The sequence below is a fragment of the Gluconacetobacter aggeris genome, from assembly GCF_014174395.1.
Classification (GTDB): domain Bacteria; phylum Pseudomonadota; class Alphaproteobacteria; order Acetobacterales; family Acetobacteraceae; genus Gluconacetobacter; species Gluconacetobacter aggeris.
The window spans coordinates 219,501-236,170 of the sequence record NZ_JABEQD010000005.1 but is presented as its reverse complement, the minus strand read 5'-3'; the positions used below and the strand labels follow the sequence as shown (position 1 = coordinate 236,170).

The 16,670-nt window shown below is 66.4% G+C and carries 20 protein-coding genes; 4 read left to right on the top strand and 16 right to left on the bottom strand.

Going from position 1 to position 16,670, the window contains the following annotated elements; all coding sequences use genetic code 11:
- Positions 1 to 66: 66 nt before the first annotated feature.
- From HLH36_RS10030 to HLH36_RS10010, 5 genes are all read right to left on the bottom strand, one after another.
- Entirely contained in the window at positions 67 to 651 is a 585-nt protein-coding gene (locus HLH36_RS10030) for a DUF1700 domain-containing protein (protein WP_182986231.1), read from the bottom strand.
- Positions 648 to 983, bottom strand: coding sequence for a helix-turn-helix transcriptional regulator (locus HLH36_RS10025; RefSeq protein WP_182964477.1), 336 nt, complete (start codon positions 981 to 983; stop codon positions 648 to 650). The genes HLH36_RS10030 and HLH36_RS10025 overlap by 4 nt, the downstream gene beginning before the upstream one ends.
- Positions 984 to 1,191: 208 nt before the next feature.
- Positions 1,192 to 1,977 carry a 5'/3'-nucleotidase SurE gene (gene surE / locus HLH36_RS10020; protein WP_182986230.1) on the bottom strand — a complete coding sequence of 262 codons (786 nt, stop codon included), beginning with the start codon at positions 1,975 to 1,977 and terminating at the stop codon, positions 1,192 to 1,194.
- Positions 1,978 to 2,105: 128 nt separating this feature from the next.
- Positions 2,106 to 3,296 (bottom strand): cystathionine beta-lyase, encoded by a 1,191-nt coding sequence (gene metC / locus HLH36_RS10015; RefSeq protein WP_246376688.1) that lies wholly within the window; start codon positions 3,294 to 3,296, stop codon positions 2,106 to 2,108.
- Between the two features lie 47 nt (positions 3,297 to 3,343).
- Positions 3,344 to 4,216, bottom strand: coding sequence for a sulfurtransferase (locus HLH36_RS10010; protein ID WP_182986228.1), 873 nt, complete (start codon positions 4,214 to 4,216; stop codon positions 3,344 to 3,346).
- 201 nt (positions 4,217 to 4,417) lie between these two features.
- On the opposite strand from HLH36_RS10010, the gene HLH36_RS10005 reads away from it, so the two are divergent.
- On the top strand, positions 4,418 to 5,488 hold the full coding sequence (locus HLH36_RS10005) for an AI-2E family transporter (RefSeq protein WP_182986227.1): 1,071 nt from the start codon (positions 4,418 to 4,420) through the stop codon (positions 5,486 to 5,488).
- Complete coding sequence (locus HLH36_RS10000) at positions 5,485 to 6,186, top strand: endonuclease/exonuclease/phosphatase family protein (protein WP_182986226.1); 702 nt, start codon at positions 5,485 to 5,487, stop codon at positions 6,184 to 6,186. The genes HLH36_RS10005 and HLH36_RS10000 overlap by 4 nt, the downstream gene beginning before the upstream one ends.
- On the opposite strand, the gene cls is transcribed toward HLH36_RS10000, so the two are convergent.
- On the bottom strand, positions 6,177 to 7,595 hold the full coding sequence (gene cls, locus HLH36_RS09995; RefSeq protein WP_182986225.1) for a cardiolipin synthase: 1,419 nt from the start codon (positions 7,593 to 7,595) through the stop codon (positions 6,177 to 6,179). The genes HLH36_RS10000 and cls overlap by 10 nt on opposite strands.
- Before the next feature lie 98 nt (positions 7,596 to 7,693).
- Here cls and HLH36_RS09990 point away from each other — a divergent pair, with 98 nt between their 5' ends.
- On the top strand, positions 7,694 to 8,113 hold the full coding sequence (locus HLH36_RS09990; RefSeq protein WP_246376666.1) for a YraN family protein: 420 nt from the start codon (positions 7,694 to 7,696) through the stop codon (positions 8,111 to 8,113).
- A 38-nt stretch (positions 8,114 to 8,151) separates the two neighbouring features.
- Here HLH36_RS09990 and HLH36_RS09985 read toward each other — a convergent pair whose 3' ends face one another.
- The 10 genes from HLH36_RS09985 to purB form a co-directional block, all read right to left on the bottom strand.
- Positions 8,152 to 8,484, bottom strand: a complete 333-nt coding sequence (locus HLH36_RS09985) for a hypothetical protein (protein ID WP_182986224.1) — start codon at positions 8,482 to 8,484, stop codon at positions 8,152 to 8,154.
- A gap of 137 nt (positions 8,485 to 8,621) precedes the next feature.
- The gene (gene grxD / locus HLH36_RS09980; protein ID WP_182986223.1) at positions 8,622 to 8,957 is read right to left on the bottom strand and encodes a Grx4 family monothiol glutaredoxin; all 336 of its coding nucleotides are present in this window, start codon (positions 8,955 to 8,957) and stop codon (positions 8,622 to 8,624) included.
- 55 nt (positions 8,958 to 9,012) lie between these two features.
- Positions 9,013 to 9,246, bottom strand: coding sequence for a BolA family protein (locus HLH36_RS09975; protein WP_182964485.1), 234 nt, complete (start codon positions 9,244 to 9,246; stop codon positions 9,013 to 9,015).
- 28 nt (positions 9,247 to 9,274) lie between these two features.
- On the bottom strand, positions 9,275 to 11,488 hold the full coding sequence (purL, locus tag HLH36_RS09970) for a phosphoribosylformylglycinamidine synthase subunit PurL (protein ID WP_182986222.1): 2,214 nt from the start codon (positions 11,486 to 11,488) through the stop codon (positions 9,275 to 9,277).
- A complete protein-coding gene (gene purQ, locus HLH36_RS09965; RefSeq protein WP_182986221.1) occupies positions 11,485 to 12,186 on the bottom strand; it encodes a phosphoribosylformylglycinamidine synthase subunit PurQ in 702 nt (233 codons plus the stop codon). The genes purL and purQ overlap by 4 nt, the downstream gene beginning before the upstream one ends.
- A complete protein-coding gene (locus HLH36_RS09960; protein WP_182964488.1) occupies positions 12,183 to 12,560 on the bottom strand; it encodes a Rap1a/Tai family immunity protein in 378 nt (125 codons plus the stop codon). The genes purQ and HLH36_RS09960 overlap by 4 nt, the downstream gene beginning before the upstream one ends.
- Positions 12,557 to 12,799 (bottom strand): phosphoribosylformylglycinamidine synthase subunit PurS, encoded by a 243-nt coding sequence (gene purS, locus HLH36_RS09955; RefSeq protein ID WP_114728364.1) that lies wholly within the window; start codon positions 12,797 to 12,799, stop codon positions 12,557 to 12,559. Before purS ends, HLH36_RS09960 begins: the two co-directional genes overlap by 4 nt.
- Positions 12,796 to 13,560 carry a phosphoribosylaminoimidazolesuccinocarboxamide synthase gene (gene purC / locus HLH36_RS09950; RefSeq protein WP_182964489.1) on the bottom strand — a complete coding sequence of 255 codons (765 nt, stop codon included), beginning with the start codon at positions 13,558 to 13,560 and terminating at the stop codon, positions 12,796 to 12,798. Before purC ends, purS begins: the two co-directional genes overlap by 4 nt.
- Positions 13,561 to 13,714: 154 nt before the next feature.
- Positions 13,715 to 14,449 carry an NRDE family protein gene (locus HLH36_RS09945; protein WP_182986220.1) on the bottom strand — a complete coding sequence of 245 codons (735 nt, stop codon included), beginning with the start codon at positions 14,447 to 14,449 and terminating at the stop codon, positions 13,715 to 13,717.
- A gap of 25 nt (positions 14,450 to 14,474) precedes the next feature.
- Positions 14,475 to 15,827: an adenylosuccinate lyase gene (purB, locus tag HLH36_RS09940; protein WP_182986278.1), complete on the bottom strand. Its 1,353-nt coding sequence runs from the start codon at positions 15,825 to 15,827 to the stop codon at positions 14,475 to 14,477.
- Between the two features lie 239 nt (positions 15,828 to 16,066).
- Here purB and HLH36_RS09935 point away from each other — a divergent pair, with 239 nt between their 5' ends.
- Entirely contained in the window at positions 16,067 to 16,657 is a 591-nt protein-coding gene (locus HLH36_RS09935) for a YjbE family putative metal transport protein (protein ID WP_182986277.1), read from the top strand.
- The last annotated feature ends 13 nt before the right edge of the window (positions 16,658 to 16,670 follow it).

Here is a 16,670-nt window from a genome sequence, read left to right as displayed (position 1 = left end):
TCGCCCGACCGGGCGCAATCGTGTCTAACTTACTGATATAAAATATTTTTTAGTCGAAATCCGTGATCAGTCGCGCAACCGGCTGTTCGATCCCGCGGTGATCAGCCGGTAATGGGCCCGCCCGTAACGGACCAGCAGATTGACCAGCCCGATCGTGAACAGGATGCAGAACGCCGTCAGCGAGGCCCCGCCACCCAGCACGCCCAGGCTCAGCAACGCGGCCTGCAACCGGTCGCCCATGAAGCCAGGGAAGTTCGTGACCAGCGCGAACGGCAGCGCGAAGCCCCCGCCCAGGCATGCCACCAGCCCGACGAGCAGGAAGGCGAACAAAGTGGTCACGATGCCGACCAGGACCGGCAGGATCACGAACAGGTCCAGTGCCGCCAGGCCGATCACGCCCACGATCACGCCCAGGGCCGAGGCAAGGCTCCGCTCGTCCTCCCACCGGCGCAGGCCGGCTTCGGCGCGGAGTTCGCGGGCCAGACGCGATGGGTCGCCCAAGGCCGTGGCGACATCGGCATCACTGCGCCCGGCCGCACGCCCGGCATCGAAATGCCCCTCGTAATCGGCGATGATGTCGTCGATGGCCGGCCGCGGCAGCCCCCACAGGCCACTCCTCAGCCTCCGGAGAAACGAATCCCGCTCATTCATGATGTCTTCTCCAGATCGAGTTCCAGAATGGCGGCGACGGCGCGCGTGAAGTCGGTCCAGGCCGCTTTCTGGGCATTGAGGTTGTTTCGGCCGCCTTCGGTCAGGCGATAATATTTTCGCGGGGGGCCGGACGATGATTCGACCAGATAGGTGGAGACCAACCCGTCCTTCTGCATCCGGCGCATCAGGGGGTAGATCGTTCCCTCACCCATATCGATGGCGGCGGACAGACGGCTGGCGATGTCGTAGCCGTAGGAGTCCGACCGCGCGAGGAGTGCGAGAACACAGAGTTCCAGCACCCCTTTCTTGAATTGGACGAGATTGCTGTCCACGACGTCTCGATCCTTGAATGGGCTCTGCACTGCACGGAACCTTCTTATGCAAGGTAGCCATTATTGGGTGGTTCCTTGCAATAGTTTTTTGCGGTGGCGCAGAAATTGGACGCAAAAAAAGCCGGACAAGCCGGCTGATCCTGATGCACCTCAGCGCAGGAAAATATTGTAACGCTTTATTTTTAAATCATATAATGGGAAATTCCGATCACGATCGGGCCTGTACGGCGCGCATCCGCTCCAGCACGCCCTGATCGGTGCGCTCGAAGCGCAGTGGCGTGACCGACACCTTTCCGGACAGGACCGCTTCCGTTTCGGTCCCCTCGTCGTCAGTGGTGGACGACCGGGTCAGGCTCAGCCAGTGATAGGCGCCATTGCGCGGATCGGTGCGCGCCGTGATGGCGGCGCCGCCCAGTAATCCTGCCCCCTGGCTGGTCAGCACCGGACCGCCTGCCTGTTCGGGCGGGCAATCGGGGAAGTTGATGTTCAGGCAGGCGTCGCGCGCCCAGTCGAGCCGGGACATGGCGCGGATGACGGCAGGCGCCAGCGCCCGCGCCGTCTCCCACCGCACCGGCTGGTCGCGGGTAAAAAGCTGGCTCAGCGCGATCGAGGGGATGCCCAGCAGCAATCCGGTCATCGCCGCCCCGACGGTTCCCGAAAACACCGTCTCCATGCCCAGATTGGCACCACGATTGACGCCTGACAGGATCAGGTCGGGCGGCTGGTCGGCCATCAGGTGGCTCACACCCATCACCACGCAGTCGCCCGGCGTGCCGGTGACGCCATAGCGCCGTTCTCCCCGCTGCACGACCCGCAGCGGGTCATGCAGGCTGAGCGCGTGCGAGGTCCCGCTCTGGTCCTGCTCGGGCGCCACCACCCAGATTTCGGGCGCCAGCGTGGCGGCGATCTCCACCAACGCGGCCAGCCCCGGCGCATCGATGCCGTCATCATTGGTCAGAAGAATGCGCCGCGCGATAAAATCGCCATCCACCATGTCACGTTTCCGATCGGCGACCGCCGCGCGAGGCGGCGATGGCGCGTCTGTTGCCTGCCGGGTTGAAGCACCCGCCCGTCATGCCTGCGTATCATCGCAGGGACAGAACGGAAACGGGGCCGGCGTGGTCAGTCGCTGTAGGATGCAGCGCCTGTCAGTACTTCGAGCCCCGCCGACAGGTCGGCAATCAGATCCTCGGGATTCTCCAGGCCGATATGCAGGCGGCAGGCGGGGCCGCAATCCGGCGCGTCCGCCGCGCAGGTGCGGACGATGCCGCCGGTCGTGGGCAGGACCAGGCTTTCATATCCGCCCCATGAGGCTCCGATGCCGAACAGGGTCAGGGAGTCGATCATGGCAACCATCGCCTCCAGGCTGTAGTCCGGCCGGAACACCACCCCGAACAGGGCGGAAGCACCACTGAAATCGCGCCGCCATATTTCGTGTCCGGGGCAGGACGGCAGGGCCGGATGCAGCACATGCGCGACTTCCGGCCGAGCCGCCAGCCACAGCGCCACGTCGATCGCGCTGCGCGACTGCCGCTCCAGCCGCGCCCCCATCGTGCGCAGGCCACGCAGGGTCAGCCAGCAATCGTCCGGGCCGGCCACCTGGCCGAGCTGGATGCAGGTATCGCGCAGCACATGCCAGTCCTGCTCGTCCGCAACCGACACCGCGCCGATGATGCTGTCGGAATGGCCTGCGGGATATTTGGTCAGTGCCTGCACCGAAATATCGACCCCATGGTCGAACGGACGGAAGATGCCGACACCCCAGGTATTGTCCAGCATCAGCCGCGCGCCGTGCTCATGCGCGATGTCGGCGATCATGCGGATATCCTGGACCTCGAACGTATGGCTGCCGGGGCTTTCGGCGACCACGACCTGGGTGTTGGGCCGCATCATCGCCCGCAACCCTTCGGCATCGGTCAACGGCGGATAATAGGTGGTCTCGACCCCGAAGCGGCGCAGTATCGTATTGGCGAAGCGCCTTGTAGGGCCATAGACCGAGTCCGGAATCAGGCAATGGCCGTTCTTGCCCAGGAAAGCCAGCAGCGGCGTGGTACAGGCAGCCAGGCCCGAGGACACGATCTGGGCATGGCGCGCGCCCTCTATGGCGGCGATCGCGGCTTCGAGTTCGTGCTGGATCGGCGTCCCCATGGCGCCATAGATCAGTTCGTGATCATAGCGCCTGGCGCCGTTGCGGTTCATGTCCGCAACGGTCGGAAACAGCACGGTCGAACCGCGCGTCGGCGGCTGGTTGACCAGGGTGCCGCGCGCATCGGGCGGCAGGTCGCGGGCCAGATGGACCAGCAGGGTTCCCATCTCGCGCCAGCCGCGCGACACGGCCTGATGCAGGGTTGCGCGATCGGTCACGAAACGGCACCCCGACCCGGCCCGGTTTCCACCGGCGCGCCGGGCGTCGATCCCCATTCGGCCCAGGAGCCGTCATACAGCGCATCGCCCGCGCGGCCGCAGATCGCCAGCCCCAGCGACAGTACCGCCGCCGTCACGCCGGACCCGCAGGTGGTGATGACGCGCCGGTCTTCGGTCACGCCCGCCTCGGCAAAACGCGCATGCAGGATCTCGGGCGGCAGGAAGGCACGGTTATCGTCCAGCAGCCTGCCGAACGGCAGGTTGTGCGCACCGGGCATATGGCCGGACGCCAGACCCGGACGGGGTTCGGCCACCTCACCCGTGAAGCGCCCGTGGGCGCGGGCATCGAGAATCAGCCGGTCCCCGCGCCTCACATGGTCACGCATGTCACCCAGCCCGGCGACCCGCACAAAGCGGGGCGCCGGGCGGAAAGTGGCCGCCGCCACGGCCGGCGGCGGGCCGCTCTCGACCGCGCCACCGGCGCGCTGCCATGCCGGCAGGCCGCCATCCAGCACCTGGACGCGCTCCAGCCCGAACAGCCCGGCCAGCCACCAGCCCCGCGCCGCCGATGCCGCATTGCCCTGGTCGTAGAAGACCACATGCGCCGCGTCGGACAGGCCCAGCGCGCCCGCCAGCGCCGCGAAGCGCGCCTGGGTCGGGATCATGTGCGGCAGGACGGTTTCGGGGTCGGAAAACTGCTCGATATCGAAACGGCGGGCCCCCGGCAGCCGGGCTTCGACGAAACGCCGCGCCGGATCGAACGTCTCACCCGGCAGGGCCATCGTGGCGTCGAGCAGGACGAGGTCCGGTGCGGAGAAGATCTCGAGCAGCCGGGCGGGCGAGATCAGGGGATGAATGGACGCATGCATCAATAGGGGCCCCATCACGGTTCGGTGCTGTTCCGGGCCCAGACGAAGCGGCGGGGTATCCGAAGCACAGATCGTCCTTAGCGGAGTGCTTCGCTTCCGATCAACCATCGCTGCCGCGCAGCCCTTTACCATCCCGATGCGGTGCCACATCATCAGGCGGTGCCGGATGCGCTCCGGCGTCGCAAGCCATGGCGGGAATCAATGACCGAGCGCATCATGATGGGGTTGTTGCTGGGCGGCGTCGCCTTCGGGTGCGGCGCCATCCTCTATCCCTTCATGTCGGCCCTGCTCTGGGCGGCGATCCTGACCTTCGCCACCTGGCCGATCTATGTCCGCATCCGCCGGAATATGGGGCCAGTCGCGGGTGCGGTGATCATGACGGTGCTGACGACGCTGGTCGTCGCCGTGCCGCTGGTGATCGTGGTCAGTTCCAGCATCGCGGACCTGCCGGGCACGTTCGAGCGGCTGACGGCCTCGCTGACGTCGTTCCACCTGCCCGCGCCCACATGGCTGTCGCGCATTCCCCTTGTCGGCCCCGACCTGGCGAACAAATGGACCCAATGGGCCACCGACCTGGGCCATGCCGAACACATGCTGCTGCCCTATGCCGGCAATATCGCGCAATCGATGCTGAGCGGCCTGATGCTGGTTGCCAGCGGGCTGGTCCATCTGGGCATGGCGCTGTTCATCGCCTTCTTCTTCTGGCTGGGCGGCGATGCGCTGGGCGCGACCTTCGCAGCCGTCATCCGGCGCATCGCCGGCGCCTATGCCGACCGGATCATCGGCATCATCGGCCGGACCATCCGCGGGACGGTCTATGGTATCCTGGGCACCGCGATCATCCAGGGCGTGCTGACAGGGCTGGGTTTCGCCATGACCGGCCTGCCGCAACCGGTGCTGTTCGGCATGATTACCGCCGGAGTCGCGGTGCTGCCGATCGGGGCGCCGCTGATCTGGATTCCAGGTGCGCTGGCCCTGATGCTGACGCATCATCTCTGGCGCGGGATCTGCCTGGTGGCATTCGGGACCTTCATCATCTCGGGGGCCGATCATGTCATCCGGCCGATGTTCATCTCGCGCGGCGCGCAACTGCCTTATCTGCTGACGGTCCTGGGCGTATTGGGCGGGGTGTGGACCTTCGGCGCACTGGGGATCTTCCTCGGCCCGGTGCTACTGGGCGTGGGCTACACGCTGACGGCCGAATTCGCTGCCAACGTGCCGGGCCGGACGGGGAAAACCGCCCGGATAGAGGAGACTTTCATCGAATCATGACCATCACCCACCCTTCCCCGCTGCTGCCTCCGCGCCCGGGGCAGCGCCCGCGCCCGGCCCATCTGCCGGCGCCCGTCATCGGGGCGGAACGCAAGATCGTCAGCTGGAACCTGCTGCATCGCGTCGGCGCCACGCCGCGCGACGTCATCCACCTGATCGAGGAGGAACGGCCGGACCTGCTGCTGATGCAGGAAACGACCGAGGATTTCGATGCCCTGCCCCATCTGATCGGCGGCTATTACGCCCGCGCGCCCCTGCCCGGCCGCGTTCACGGCGTCGCCTGCTGGAGCCCCGGCCCGTTCCGGCGCCCCCCGCTGGCCTGCACCCTGCCCTCCGGCCCGCTGGTGCGCCGGGTCGCACAGGTGATCGAATGCGCGGCCTTCGGTTTCTCTGTGGCGAATGTCCATCTGTCGCACGGCCAGATCATGAATCGCCGCCAGTTGCGCCGGCTGGTCCAGATCCTGCCGTCCCATGCCGCCGTGCTGGGCGATTTCAACCTGGTTGGCCCGACCCTGATGCCGAGTTTCCGCGACGTGGGACCGCGCGCGCCAACCCACCGGATGGTCGACATGGTGCCGATCCGGATCGACCGATGTCTGGTGCGGGGCCTGATCTGCACCCAGGCACGGGTGCTGAACCATTACGCGTCGGACCACCGGCCGATCGCGGTGCGGCTGGAGCGATCGGGCTACAGGTAAGGCAGGAACAGCCGCGCCGCCGAATCCCGCAGGCGGATCGGCAGCGACCTGCGGTCCAGATCGTAATGGGTCAGGCGGTCCTGCCGGTGGGTGGCGATAAAATCGTCGATCCGCGCCGCCAGCGTATCGTCATAGGCTTCCAGATTGATTTCGAAATTCAGGCGCAGGCTGCGTACGTCCAGGTTGGAACTGCCGACGCAGGTCCAGTGCCGGTCCACCACCATCAGCTTGGAATGGTTGAAGGGCGGCCGTGCCTGCCAGACGCGACAGCCGGAATCGAGAAAGCGCGGCAGGTTGGCCGAACGGGCCCAGTCGATCAGCGTGTGATTACTGTGTCGCGGCACCACGATATCGACCTCGATCCCGCGCAGGGCCGCCAATGCCAGTTCGCTCAGGAAGCGGTCGCTGGGCAGGAAATAGGGCGTCATCAGCCGTACCGACTGCCGGGCCAGGGTCACGGCCTGGAGCATGGTATACTCGATCTTTTCCAGATCGGAATCCGGCCCCGCCGTCACGATCCGCGCCAGCGTCTCGCCCTTTGGCGTCATCTCGGGAAAGATCGAGGCCGGCGGCAGGTCTTCGCCCCAGGCAAAGGACCAGTCCTGGGCGAAGGCTTCGGTCAATTGATGGACGATCGGGCCTTCCAGCCGGAAATGCGTGTCCGCCACCGGATGGCGGGGGTGGGTTGCCATCAGGTTCTCCACCCCGATATTCAGCCCGCCCATGAAGCCCAGATGGCCGTCCACCACCAGGATCTTCTTGTGGTTGCGCATGTTGATGAAAGGCATGCGCCAGGGCAGCATCGAGTGCATGAAACGGGCCACCGGCACCCCGGCCCGGCGCAGGGCGGATGCGACCTGGCAGCGGAAATAGCCGCTGCCGATCCCGTCGACCAGCACCCGCACCGCAATGCCGCGACGATGGGCACCGATCAGTGCGGCCAAAAACCGCTGGCCCGCCGCGTCGCTGCGAAAGATATAGGAGCAGAGCAGCACGCTGCTGGTGGCACCCTCGATCGCCGCCAGCATCTGCGGATAGACCTCGTCGCCGTTATGCAGCATCTCGACATGATTGCCGCCCATCAACGGGCGGCCGGTCAGCTTGCCGACCATATGCGCCAGCGGAGCAAAGCTGCCCTCTTCGGCGCGCTTCCAGCGTGAAGAGAGCGTGCGGCTGTGCCAGGAGGCCCGCCCGATCAGCTTGCGTGCCCGGCGATGCACCCGGTTGATGCCGAACATCGCGTAAAGCGTCCCGCCGGTGAACGGCATCAGGATGGTGATGCCGATCCAGCCGATCGCGGCGCCGACGTCCTTCTTGTTCAGCAGCACATGCCCCGTCACCAAGGCTGCAACCGCAATACGGAGCAGAAACACCAGCAGAAGCATGGTTTGCCAGTACACGATCAGCATGCGTCAGCTCGATCCAGGATGATGGGCGGCGGCATTGTCGAAGCGGGCGCAGCGGGGCACTGTTCGAACCGATGCGGAGAGAAAGGTCAGGACGGTCGATGGTGCAGCCGGAATGGGACAAGGATCAACTCTCGGCCGGATTGCGCGCCCGGCGGCAGGTGCGGGGGGCGGCTTCTCACGCCCGTGGGCTGCATGCCGAACAGGCGGCCATGGCATGGCTGAAACAGGGTGGATGGACGATCCTGGGCCATCGGGCCCGCACGCGTTGGGGCGAGATCGACCTTGTCGCGCGGCGCGACGACCTGCTGGCATTCTGCGAGGTCAAATGCCGCCCCTCCTATGTCGAGGCAGCGGAATCCCTGACCCGTCACCAGATGCGTCGTCTGGCGAATGCGGCGACGGCGCTGTGCGCCGCACATCCCGACTGGGTGTGCGGACAAATGCGCTTCGATGTTCTGCTCGTCACCGCTGATGGGTCCGTACACCACATCGCCGACGCCTTCAGGCCGGAAGCATAGGTTCCGAGGGCGTCGGTGCCGGTCGGGCGTGGTACGGATCAGGTGCGGTGGCGCCCCTTGTGGGCGGTATGCCGGGCCGATGCCACGGCATGGGGGTGATAGACGACATTATGGACCAGCCCGCGCGAGCGGACGGTCGCATGGGCCGAATGGAGGTCGCTGATCGACGCCACATGCATGGCGCGCGTGTCACGATGATAGGCAACGTGCCGGACCGGCATGGGAACGGCAGTCAATGCATCCAGGGTCAGTCGCCCGGCTTCGTCATTCGTCACCACATGCGCCTGTGCGCTGTGGGGAGTGGCGGCCAGCAGGAACATCCCGGCTCCAAGTGCGCAGAACGCGGTCTTCCTGAATACTGACTGGAACATCCATCACCTCACACCAACCCGATAAGCAAAGCTAAACGAAAGGCGGGGCGCACGACAAGAGAAAGGGCACGGCCCCAATATAAAAAACGGGCCAGTCATGCGACCGGCCCGTTCTTCAGATCATATGGTGAGAGGGCTCAGGCCGAGGCCGACACGATCCCCTTTTCCTCGAACAGCTTTTCCAGTTCGCCGGTCTGGAACATTTCGGTCACGATATCGCAGCCGCCGATGAACTCGCCCTTCACATAGAGCTGCGGCACGGTCGGCCAGTTCGTGAAATCCTTGATCCCCTGGCGCAGTTCCGGGTCCTCCAGCACGTTCGCGGTCTGGAACGGCACGCCGGTGTGATTCAGGATCTGCACCACGCGGGCCGAGAACCCGCATTGCGGGAACAGGGCGGTCCCTTTCATGTACAGCATGACCGGGTTGGTATCGATGTCGTTCTGGATGCGCTGCGCGATGGTTTCAGCCATTTGTTCAGTCCTGTGCAGAGGCGGCCGGGGGCGGCCGCATAATGGGGGCGTTTATTCAGTCCGGGGCGGTGGTCTGCAGGGCCAGGGCATGCAGCTTGCCGCCCATATGTCCCTGAAGCGCCGCATAGACGATCTGATGCTGGCGGACGCGCGACAATCCCCGAAAGGCCTCGCTGACGACGGTGCAAGCATAATGATCGCCGTCGCCCGCCAGATCCTCGATACTGATCGCGGCATCCGGCAGGGCGGTGCGGATATAGGTTTCGATCTCCTGTGCCGTCATCGCCATCGGCGTTCCTCCTTCGCGACGCTGTCGCTCAATCGTCCATCAGGGCGGGGAAAAACGCCGAATTGACCGCTTTCAGCCGCGCCTTCGATATTGTGGCGCCGCTGGGCAAAGTCAAACCGTCGCCCCCCACCTGGCCGAGGACCCGCGTTTCCACCCCGGCAGCCGTCGCCGCGAGGGTAAAGGCCTCGGCGTCGCGCACCGCCACAACATATCGTGACTGGTCTTCGCCGAACCAGAACGCCTCGGGCCGCATGCCCGATTGCGGGGCGTACAGGATGCACCCGGCCTCGCCCGCCATCGCCATCTCGGCCAGCGCGACCAGAATCCCGCCATCGGACACGTCGTGGCATGCCAGGACATGGCCGCTTTCGATCTGCTGGCGGACGAAATCGCCGTTCCGGCGCTCCGCCGCCAGGTCGACCGCGGGCGGGGCGCCGTCTTCGCGCCCATGGATCTCGCGCAGCCACAGCGACTGGCCGAGTTCGCCATGGGTAGCACCGACCAGGACCAGCGTACCCTCGTCCGGCATGGCCAGGCCGATGGCGCGGTTGACGTCGTCCAGCACGCCCAGGCCACCGATGGCCGGCGTCGGCAGGATCGAAACCGACGATCCGTCCGGCCCGCGGGTCTCGTTGTAGAGCGAGACGTTGCCGCTGACGACCGGGAAGTCCAGGGCGCGGCAGGCCTCGCCCATGCCCTCGATGGCGGCGACGAACTGCCCCATCACCTCGGGCTTTTCCGGCGAGCCGAAATTCAGGTTGTCGGTCACCGCCAGCGGACGGGCACCCGTCGCGACGATGTTGCGCCACGCTTCGGCCACCGCCTGCGCACCGCCCTGGCGGGCATCGGCCCGGCAATAGCGAGGCGTGCAGTCCGTGGTCAGCGCCAGGCCCAGCGACGTGCCCTCGACCTTGACGATCGCGGCGTCGGCCGCACCTGGCCGCTTGACGGTCTGGCCGCCCACGGTGCTGTCATACTGGTTCCATACCCAGGCACGCGATGCCAGGTCCGGGCAGCCGATCAGACGGATCAGCGCCTGCTCGATCCCGACCGGGTCGGTGATCGGGCCCAGCGGTGCCGGCTCGGGCGACGGCGCGGTCGGGCGACGATAGAGCGGCGCCTGGTCGGCCAGCGGGTCCAGCGGAATATCGGCCTCGACGCGCCCCTGGTGGCGCACGACGATATGGCCGGTATCGGTCAGGTGGCCGATGATCGCGAAATCCAGTTCCCATTTCTCGAAGATCGCGCGGGCGACCTCCGTCCGGTCCGGATGAATGACGATCAGCATGCGCTCCTGGCTTTCGGAGAGCATCATCTCATAGGCGGTCATGCCGCGCTCGCGCTGCGGCACGGCATCGAGGTCGAGGTCGATACCGACCCCACCCTTGCCCGCCATCTCGACCGACGATGAGGTCAGGCCGGCCGCGCCCATGTCCTGGATCGCCACGATGGCGTCGGTGGCCATCAGCTCCAGGCAGGCCTCGATCAGCAGCTTTTCGACGAACGGGTCGCCGACCTGCACGGTCGGGCGCTTGGCCAGCGCGTCCTCGTCGAATTCGGAGGACGACATGGTCGCGCCGTGGATGCCGTCGCGCCCGGTCTTGGAGCCGACATAGACCACCGGATTGCCGATCCCCGCCGCGGCGGACAGGAAGATGCGATCCTGGCGGGCAATGCCCACCGTCATGGCATTGACCAGCGGGTTGCCGTCATAGGCCGGATGGAAATTGATTTCGCCGCCCACGGTCGGCACGCCGACGCAATTGCCGTAACCGCCGATGCCACGCACCACGCCATCGACGATGCGGCGGGTCTGCGGGCTCTCCGGGCTGCCGAACCGCAGCGCGTTGAGGTTGGCGACCGGCCGCGCGCCCATGGTGAACACGTCACGCAGGATGCCGCCCACACCGGTCGCGGCACCCTGATAGGGTTCGATGAAGGACGGGTGGTTATGGCTTTCCATCTTGAAGATGGCGGCCAGCCCCTGCCCGATATCGACCACGCCCGCGTTTTCGCCAGGGCCGTGGATGACCCACGGCGCCGTGGTCGGCAACGTGCGCAGCCACACGCGCGAGGATTTATAGGAGCAATGTTCCGACCACATGACGGAAAAGATGCCCAGCTCGGTCAGGCTGGGCGTGCGCCCCATGATCGAGAGCACATTGCCGTATTCTTCGGCCGTCAGCCCGAATTCCCGTGCCAGATCTTCGGTCACGGGCTTCTGCCCCGTTGCGCTGCTCATCGGACCAGAGCCTCCACCAGCCCTTCGAACAGGGGCTTTCCATCTTCGCCGCCCATCAGCGGGTCCACCAGGTCTTCGGGGTGCGGCATCATGCCGCAGATCCGCAGATTGGCGCTGAGCACGCCGGCAATCGCCCTGACGCTGCCATTGGGATTGGTCTGCCGATCGCCTTCATCGACACGCCCGTCGGGCCGCGAATAGCGGAACGCGATGCGCCCGCTATCTTCCAGCTCGCGGATCGTGGCGTCGTCGGCGATATAGTTGCCGTCGCCATGCGCCATCGGGGCACGGAACACGTCGCCCGCCTTCCAGCGGCGGGTAAAGGGCGTATCGTCGCGTTCGACCCGCAGATGGCAATCCTGCGACAGGAAGCGCAGCGCGCCGTTGCGCAGCAGCGCCCCCGGCAGCAGACCGGCTTCCGTCAGGATCTGGAAACCGTTGCACACACCCAGGATATGGCCGCCGGCTTCGGCGAAGCGGCGGATCGCGGGCATGATCGGGGCATGGGCCGCCATGGCGCCACAGCGCAGGTAATCGCCGTAGCTGAACCCGCCGGGCAGCACGACCAGGTCCAGATCCGGCAGATCGGTCTCGCCATGCCAGATCATCACCGGCTCGCGCCCGGTCACGACCCGCAGCGCGATCGCCATGTCACGTTCCCGGTTCGTGCCCGGAAAGACGACGATTCCGGCCTTCATTTGCCGCCACCGCAGGGATAGGACTCATGCAGGGCGGTAAAGGCCAGTTCGCCGACCGGCTTGGACAACTGGTCGGTATGGGCGCGCAGCCACGACACGACATGCCCGCGCATCTCGGCGCTGGTCACGCCGGACTTGACGCAGAAGCCCGTCGGCGCGGCCTTGTCGCCCTCGTTGCGGTCATAGACATGCGTCAGGGCGACGGAATCGGCCAGGCCGGACAGGTAGGCGTCGCAGATCGCAACGCTGGGGGCCCGGCTGCACAGTTCCAGGAACCGCCCGCCTTGCAGGGTCGAGACCCGCTGGGCCATGGCCGAGGCCGGCAGGCCGGCCGCCAGGGCGGCAACCAGCAGGATGGAACGACGCGCGCTCATGCCACCACCTCGGTCACGAAATCCTCGATCACCAAGTTGGCCAGCAGGCCGCGCGCCATGGCATCGGCCTTCTCGCGCGCGGCGGCGGGATCGGTCTCGTCCAGCTCCAGCTCGATCACGCGGCCGATCCGCACCTCGCCCACGCCGCCGAAGCCCAGCACATGCAGCGCATGGCCCACGGCCTTGCCCTGCGGGTCCAGCACGCCGTCCTTCAGCATGACCGTCACGCGTACTTTCATTGCATCACCTCCGGCCCCTTCATGTCGGAATTCGTGGCCTCGGGCAGGATGCCGAGCCGCCAGGCCACTTCCTGATATGCTTCCTCGACACGGCCCAGGTCGCGCCGGAAGCGGTCCTTGTCCAGCTTCTCGCTGGTCTTTGCGTCCCACAGGCGGCAATTGTCGGGCGAGATCTCGTCCGCCAGGACGATGCGCATCTCGTCGCCTTCCCACAGCCGGCCGAACTCCAGCTTGAAATCGACCAGCGTGATGCCGATGCCGACGAACAGTCCGGTCAGGAAATCGTTCGTGCGCATGGTCAGCGCAACCATGTCGTCCAGATCATGGGTGCAGGCCCAGTCGAAGGCCGTGATATGCTCCTCGCTGACCATCGGGTCGTTCAGGCTGTCGTTCTTGTAGTAATATTCGATGATCGTGCGCGGCAGGCGCGTGCCCTCCGGAATGCCCAACCGCTTCGCCAGGCTGCCGGCGGCGACATTGCGCACCACGACTTCCAGCGGGATGATCTCGACCTCGCGGATCAGCTGCTCGCGCATGTTCAGGCGGCGGATAAAATGGGTCGGGATGCCGATATCGTGCAGACGCAGCATCAGATGTTCGCTGATGCGGTTGTTCAGCACGCCTTTGCCGGTGATGATCCCCTTCTTCGCCCCGTTTCCGGCCGTGGCGTCGTCCTTGAAATACTGGACCAGCGTCCCGGGTTCCGGACCCTCGAAGAGGATCTTGGCTTTTCCTTCGTAGAGCTGACGACGGCGGGCCATACTCGTCCTTCATGCGGCTGATGGAGGCATGTCCTGCATGCCGTCCGATATGGGGCCCGGTCAGGGCCCCTGGAATGCGACTGCCTCATAGCAATGATTGATCGCGGAAGATACCATTCCCTTGATGGCGCGCCATGACGGCGTCGCCGGTCGCTCAGGCGGCTGGCAGATCCACCGCCGCATAGCCCACACGATCCGGCGCGCCGGCGGCGAAATACCAGGACGGCGCACCGGCCGGATCGGCCGGCAGGCCGATGAGCGATGAGCTGCATGTGCCGAATCCCGCGCGCGGCGGAATGTTCAGTTCGCTGCCGGCGGGCAGCGAACGGTCGGACATCAGGCGCGTCCAACTGGTCCAGTCCGGTGGCACCGGGCGCCCGGCCTCGCGGAAGCGCGGCAGGTGCCGTCCGATCCGGGGAATGGACATGTCGTCGGGCTCGGTCGTGGCGGCCATGTGGGTGCCCGGTTCCAGCGCCCTGACTTCCGGCGTGGCATAGCCTAGGCCGGAGATGAAATAGGCATCGTTGCGATCGGCAACCACCATGTTGAACGACCGCCACGCGCCGGCATCCAGATTGCCGATCGCCCGCGCGGCCTCGGCGGCCGTGGCGTGTTCCAGCGCAAGCAGGGGCAGTTCGCCGCGCGAACGCTTGCCCGGCGCCGGCCCCAGGCTGCCCACGCGATTCATCACGCCGGCAACGACGCCCGAATCATTCAGGGCCAGCCACGACCCGCCGGCCAGCCTGTCCCGCCCCCCGACCACCGCGGGGCGATCCGGCCAATGGCGGCCGGGTGCGTCCCACGAGCGGTCCAGCCGTTCGTCACGGTTGGCGCCGAACAGCAGAGGCCAGGCGGAACCGGGGGAAAAGGACAGGACGATCGTACACATTCGGGTCTCTGCCTCCTCCCGAACCTCAGCCGCGCGCCGGGCCGGCTTCGCCGAAGACGCGGGTAAAGCTGTGATCCAGCGCGCCCAGATGGGCATCGCTGTTCATCGCCGCATCCAGCACCTCGGCCGGCACGCGGCCCGCCACCTCGGGGTCGGCGTCCAGATTCTCGCGGAAGGTGCGGCCATCCGGCTCGCCCAGCCGGGTCCAGGTCGCCATGGCGTTGCGCTGGACGATCCGGTACGCGTCCTCGCGCAGGATGCCGGCGCGTGCCAGAGCCAGCAGAACCTCGCCGGAATGCACGACCCCGCCCAGGCTCTCCAGGTTGGCCAGCATGCGGTCCGGATAGACCACCAGCTTGTCCATCATGCCGGCCAGACGGGCCAGCGCGAAATCCAGCCCGATCGTGCCGTCGGGGCAGATATTCCGCTCGACCGACGAATGGCTGATGTCGCGCTCGTGCCAAAGCGCCACATTCTCCAGTGCCGGGATCACATGGGCGCGCACCAGCCGCGCCAGGCCGGTCAGGTTTTCCGACAGCACCGGGTTGCGCTTGTGCGGCATCGCCGACGAGCCCTTCTGGCCCGGATGGAAGAACTCCTCGGCCTCGCGCACTTCGGAGCGCTGCAGGTGACGCACTTCGATCGCCAGGCGCTCGATGCCGCTGGCAATGACCGCGAGCGTGCAGAAATAGGCGGCATGGCGGTCGCGGGGGATCACCTGGGTCGAAACGCCTTCGGGCTCCAGTCCCAGCTTCTCGGCCACGAAGGTCTCGACGCGCGGATCGACATGCGCATAGGTGCCCACGGCACCCGAAATGGCGCAGGTGGCGATTTCGGCGCGGGCACGCACCAGCCGTTCGCGATTGCGGGCGAATTCGGCGTAATGGCCCGCCAGCTTCAGGCCGAACGAGGTCGGCTCGGCATGGATCGCGTGGCTGCGCCCGATGGTCAGCGTGTATTTATGCTCGAACGCCCGGCGCTTCAGCGCCTCCAGCACGGCGTCCAGATCCGCCAGCAGCATGTCGGTCGCCTGGACCAGTTGCACCGACAGGCAGGTATCCAGCACGTCCGACGAGGTCATGCCCAGATGCACGAAGCGGCTTTCCGGGCCGATCTTTTCGGCCAGCCAGGTCAGGAAGGCGATGACGTCGTGGCGCGTTTCGGCCTCGATCTCGTCGATACGGTCCAGGTCGGCCTGCGAGAACGCGGCCATCGCGGCATCGCCCTTCTCGCGCACCACGCGCGCGGCCTCGGCCGGCACGCCGCCGTACTGCGCCATGGCTTCGCATGCCAAAGCCTCGATTTCGAACCAGATCCGATACCGGTTCTCGGGGGCCCAAATGGCGGCCATGGCGGGACGGGTATAACGCGGGACCATCGTGCTCGGCTTTCTCTCTTCGACCAGACGCTGTTCGGCAGCATCGTTCACGTCATGCGGCAATCCCGGGTCAAGGACGATCTGCTCCGGGGACGGGGCTGCCCCTTTAGCCGATTTCCCGCGCCGCGTCTTCCTTCGAAAGCGGGGTGCCTCTTGCCCGGTTGCGGCGGGAATGATCAACATCGCGCGGCATCGGCCGACGAGACGGGCCGACGGACATTTCCATCGGGAGCGCGACCATCCTCACCCTATCCGCCCTGGCCTCGCTTCTGCAGGTCATTCTGATCGATCTGACTCTGGCCGGCGACAATGCCGTCGTGATCGGCCTGGCCGTGCGCGGCCTGCCCCATCCCCTGCGGGGGCGGGCCATCCTGGCCGGCGTCGCGGCGGCGGCGCTGATTCGCGTCGGCCTGGCGATCGTCGCCGTGCAGTTGCTGGCCATCATCGGCCTGACCCTGGCCGGCGGTATCCTCCTGCTGTGGGTCTGCTGGCGCATGTTCCGCGAACTGTGCCACCAGGAGGCACCCGCGCCATCCGACACCGCTCCGCCCGGCGCATTGCGCACCGCCATCATCCGCATCATCGTGGCCGACCTGTCGATGAGCCTGGATAACGTGCTGGCCGTGGCCGGGGCAGCGGGCAAGCATATCTGGGTGTTGATCACCGGGCTGGCGGTTTCGGTGCTGATGATGGCCGTCGCGGCCTCGCTGATCGCGCGGCTGCTGGAACGCTTCCGGTGGATCGCCTGGGTCGGGCTGCTGATCGTGCTGGCCGTGGCGATCGAGCTGATCGTCAAGGGCGGCGGCGAAATCTGGCATGTCGTGTCATGATGGCGCACCCCGC

Coding starts and splice junctions, on each gene's coding strand:
- HLH36_RS10030 (WP_182986231.1), bottom strand. CDS start 651: ATGAATGAGCGGGATTCGTTTCTCCGGAGGCTGAGGAGTGGCCTGTGG.
- surE (WP_182986230.1), bottom strand. CDS start 1,977: ATGGTGGATGGCGATTTTATCGCGCGGCGCATTCTTCTGACCAATGAT.
- metC (WP_246376688.1), bottom strand. CDS start 3,296: ATGGGAACCCTGCTGGTCCATCTGGCCCGCGACCTGCCGCCCGATGCG.
- HLH36_RS10010 (WP_182986228.1), bottom strand. CDS start 4,216: ATGCATGCGTCCATTCATCCCCTGATCTCGCCCGCCCGGCTGCTCGAG.
- HLH36_RS10005 (WP_182986227.1), top strand. CDS start 4,418: ATGACCGAGCGCATCATGATGGGGTTGTTGCTGGGCGGCGTCGCCTTC.
- HLH36_RS10000 (WP_182986226.1), top strand. CDS start 5,485: ATGACCATCACCCACCCTTCCCCGCTGCTGCCTCCGCGCCCGGGGCAG.
- cls (WP_182986225.1), bottom strand. CDS start 7,595: ATGCTGATCGTGTACTGGCAAACCATGCTTCTGCTGGTGTTTCTGCTC.
- HLH36_RS09990 (WP_246376666.1), top strand. CDS start 7,694: ATGGTGCAGCCGGAATGGGACAAGGATCAACTCTCGGCCGGATTGCGC.
- HLH36_RS09985 (WP_182986224.1), bottom strand. CDS start 8,484: ATGTTCCAGTCAGTATTCAGGAAGACCGCGTTCTGCGCACTTGGAGCC.
- grxD (WP_182986223.1), bottom strand. CDS start 8,957: ATGGCTGAAACCATCGCGCAGCGCATCCAGAACGACATCGATACCAAC.
- HLH36_RS09975 (WP_182964485.1), bottom strand. CDS start 9,246: ATGGCGATGACGGCACAGGAGATCGAAACCTATATCCGCACCGCCCTG.
- purL (WP_182986222.1), bottom strand. CDS start 11,488: ATGAGCAGCGCAACGGGGCAGAAGCCCGTGACCGAAGATCTGGCACGG.
- purQ (WP_182986221.1), bottom strand. CDS start 12,186: ATGAAGGCCGGAATCGTCGTCTTTCCGGGCACGAACCGGGAACGTGAC.
- HLH36_RS09960 (WP_182964488.1), bottom strand. CDS start 12,560: ATGAGCGCGCGTCGTTCCATCCTGCTGGTTGCCGCCCTGGCGGCCGGC.
- purS (WP_114728364.1), bottom strand. CDS start 12,799: ATGAAAGTACGCGTGACGGTCATGCTGAAGGACGGCGTGCTGGACCCG.
- purC (WP_182964489.1), bottom strand. CDS start 13,560: ATGGCCCGCCGTCGTCAGCTCTACGAAGGAAAAGCCAAGATCCTCTTC.
- HLH36_RS09945 (WP_182986220.1), bottom strand. CDS start 14,449: ATGTGTACGATCGTCCTGTCCTTTTCCCCCGGTTCCGCCTGGCCTCTG.
- purB (WP_182986278.1), bottom strand. CDS start 15,827: ATGGTCCCGCGTTATACCCGTCCCGCCATGGCCGCCATTTGGGCCCCC.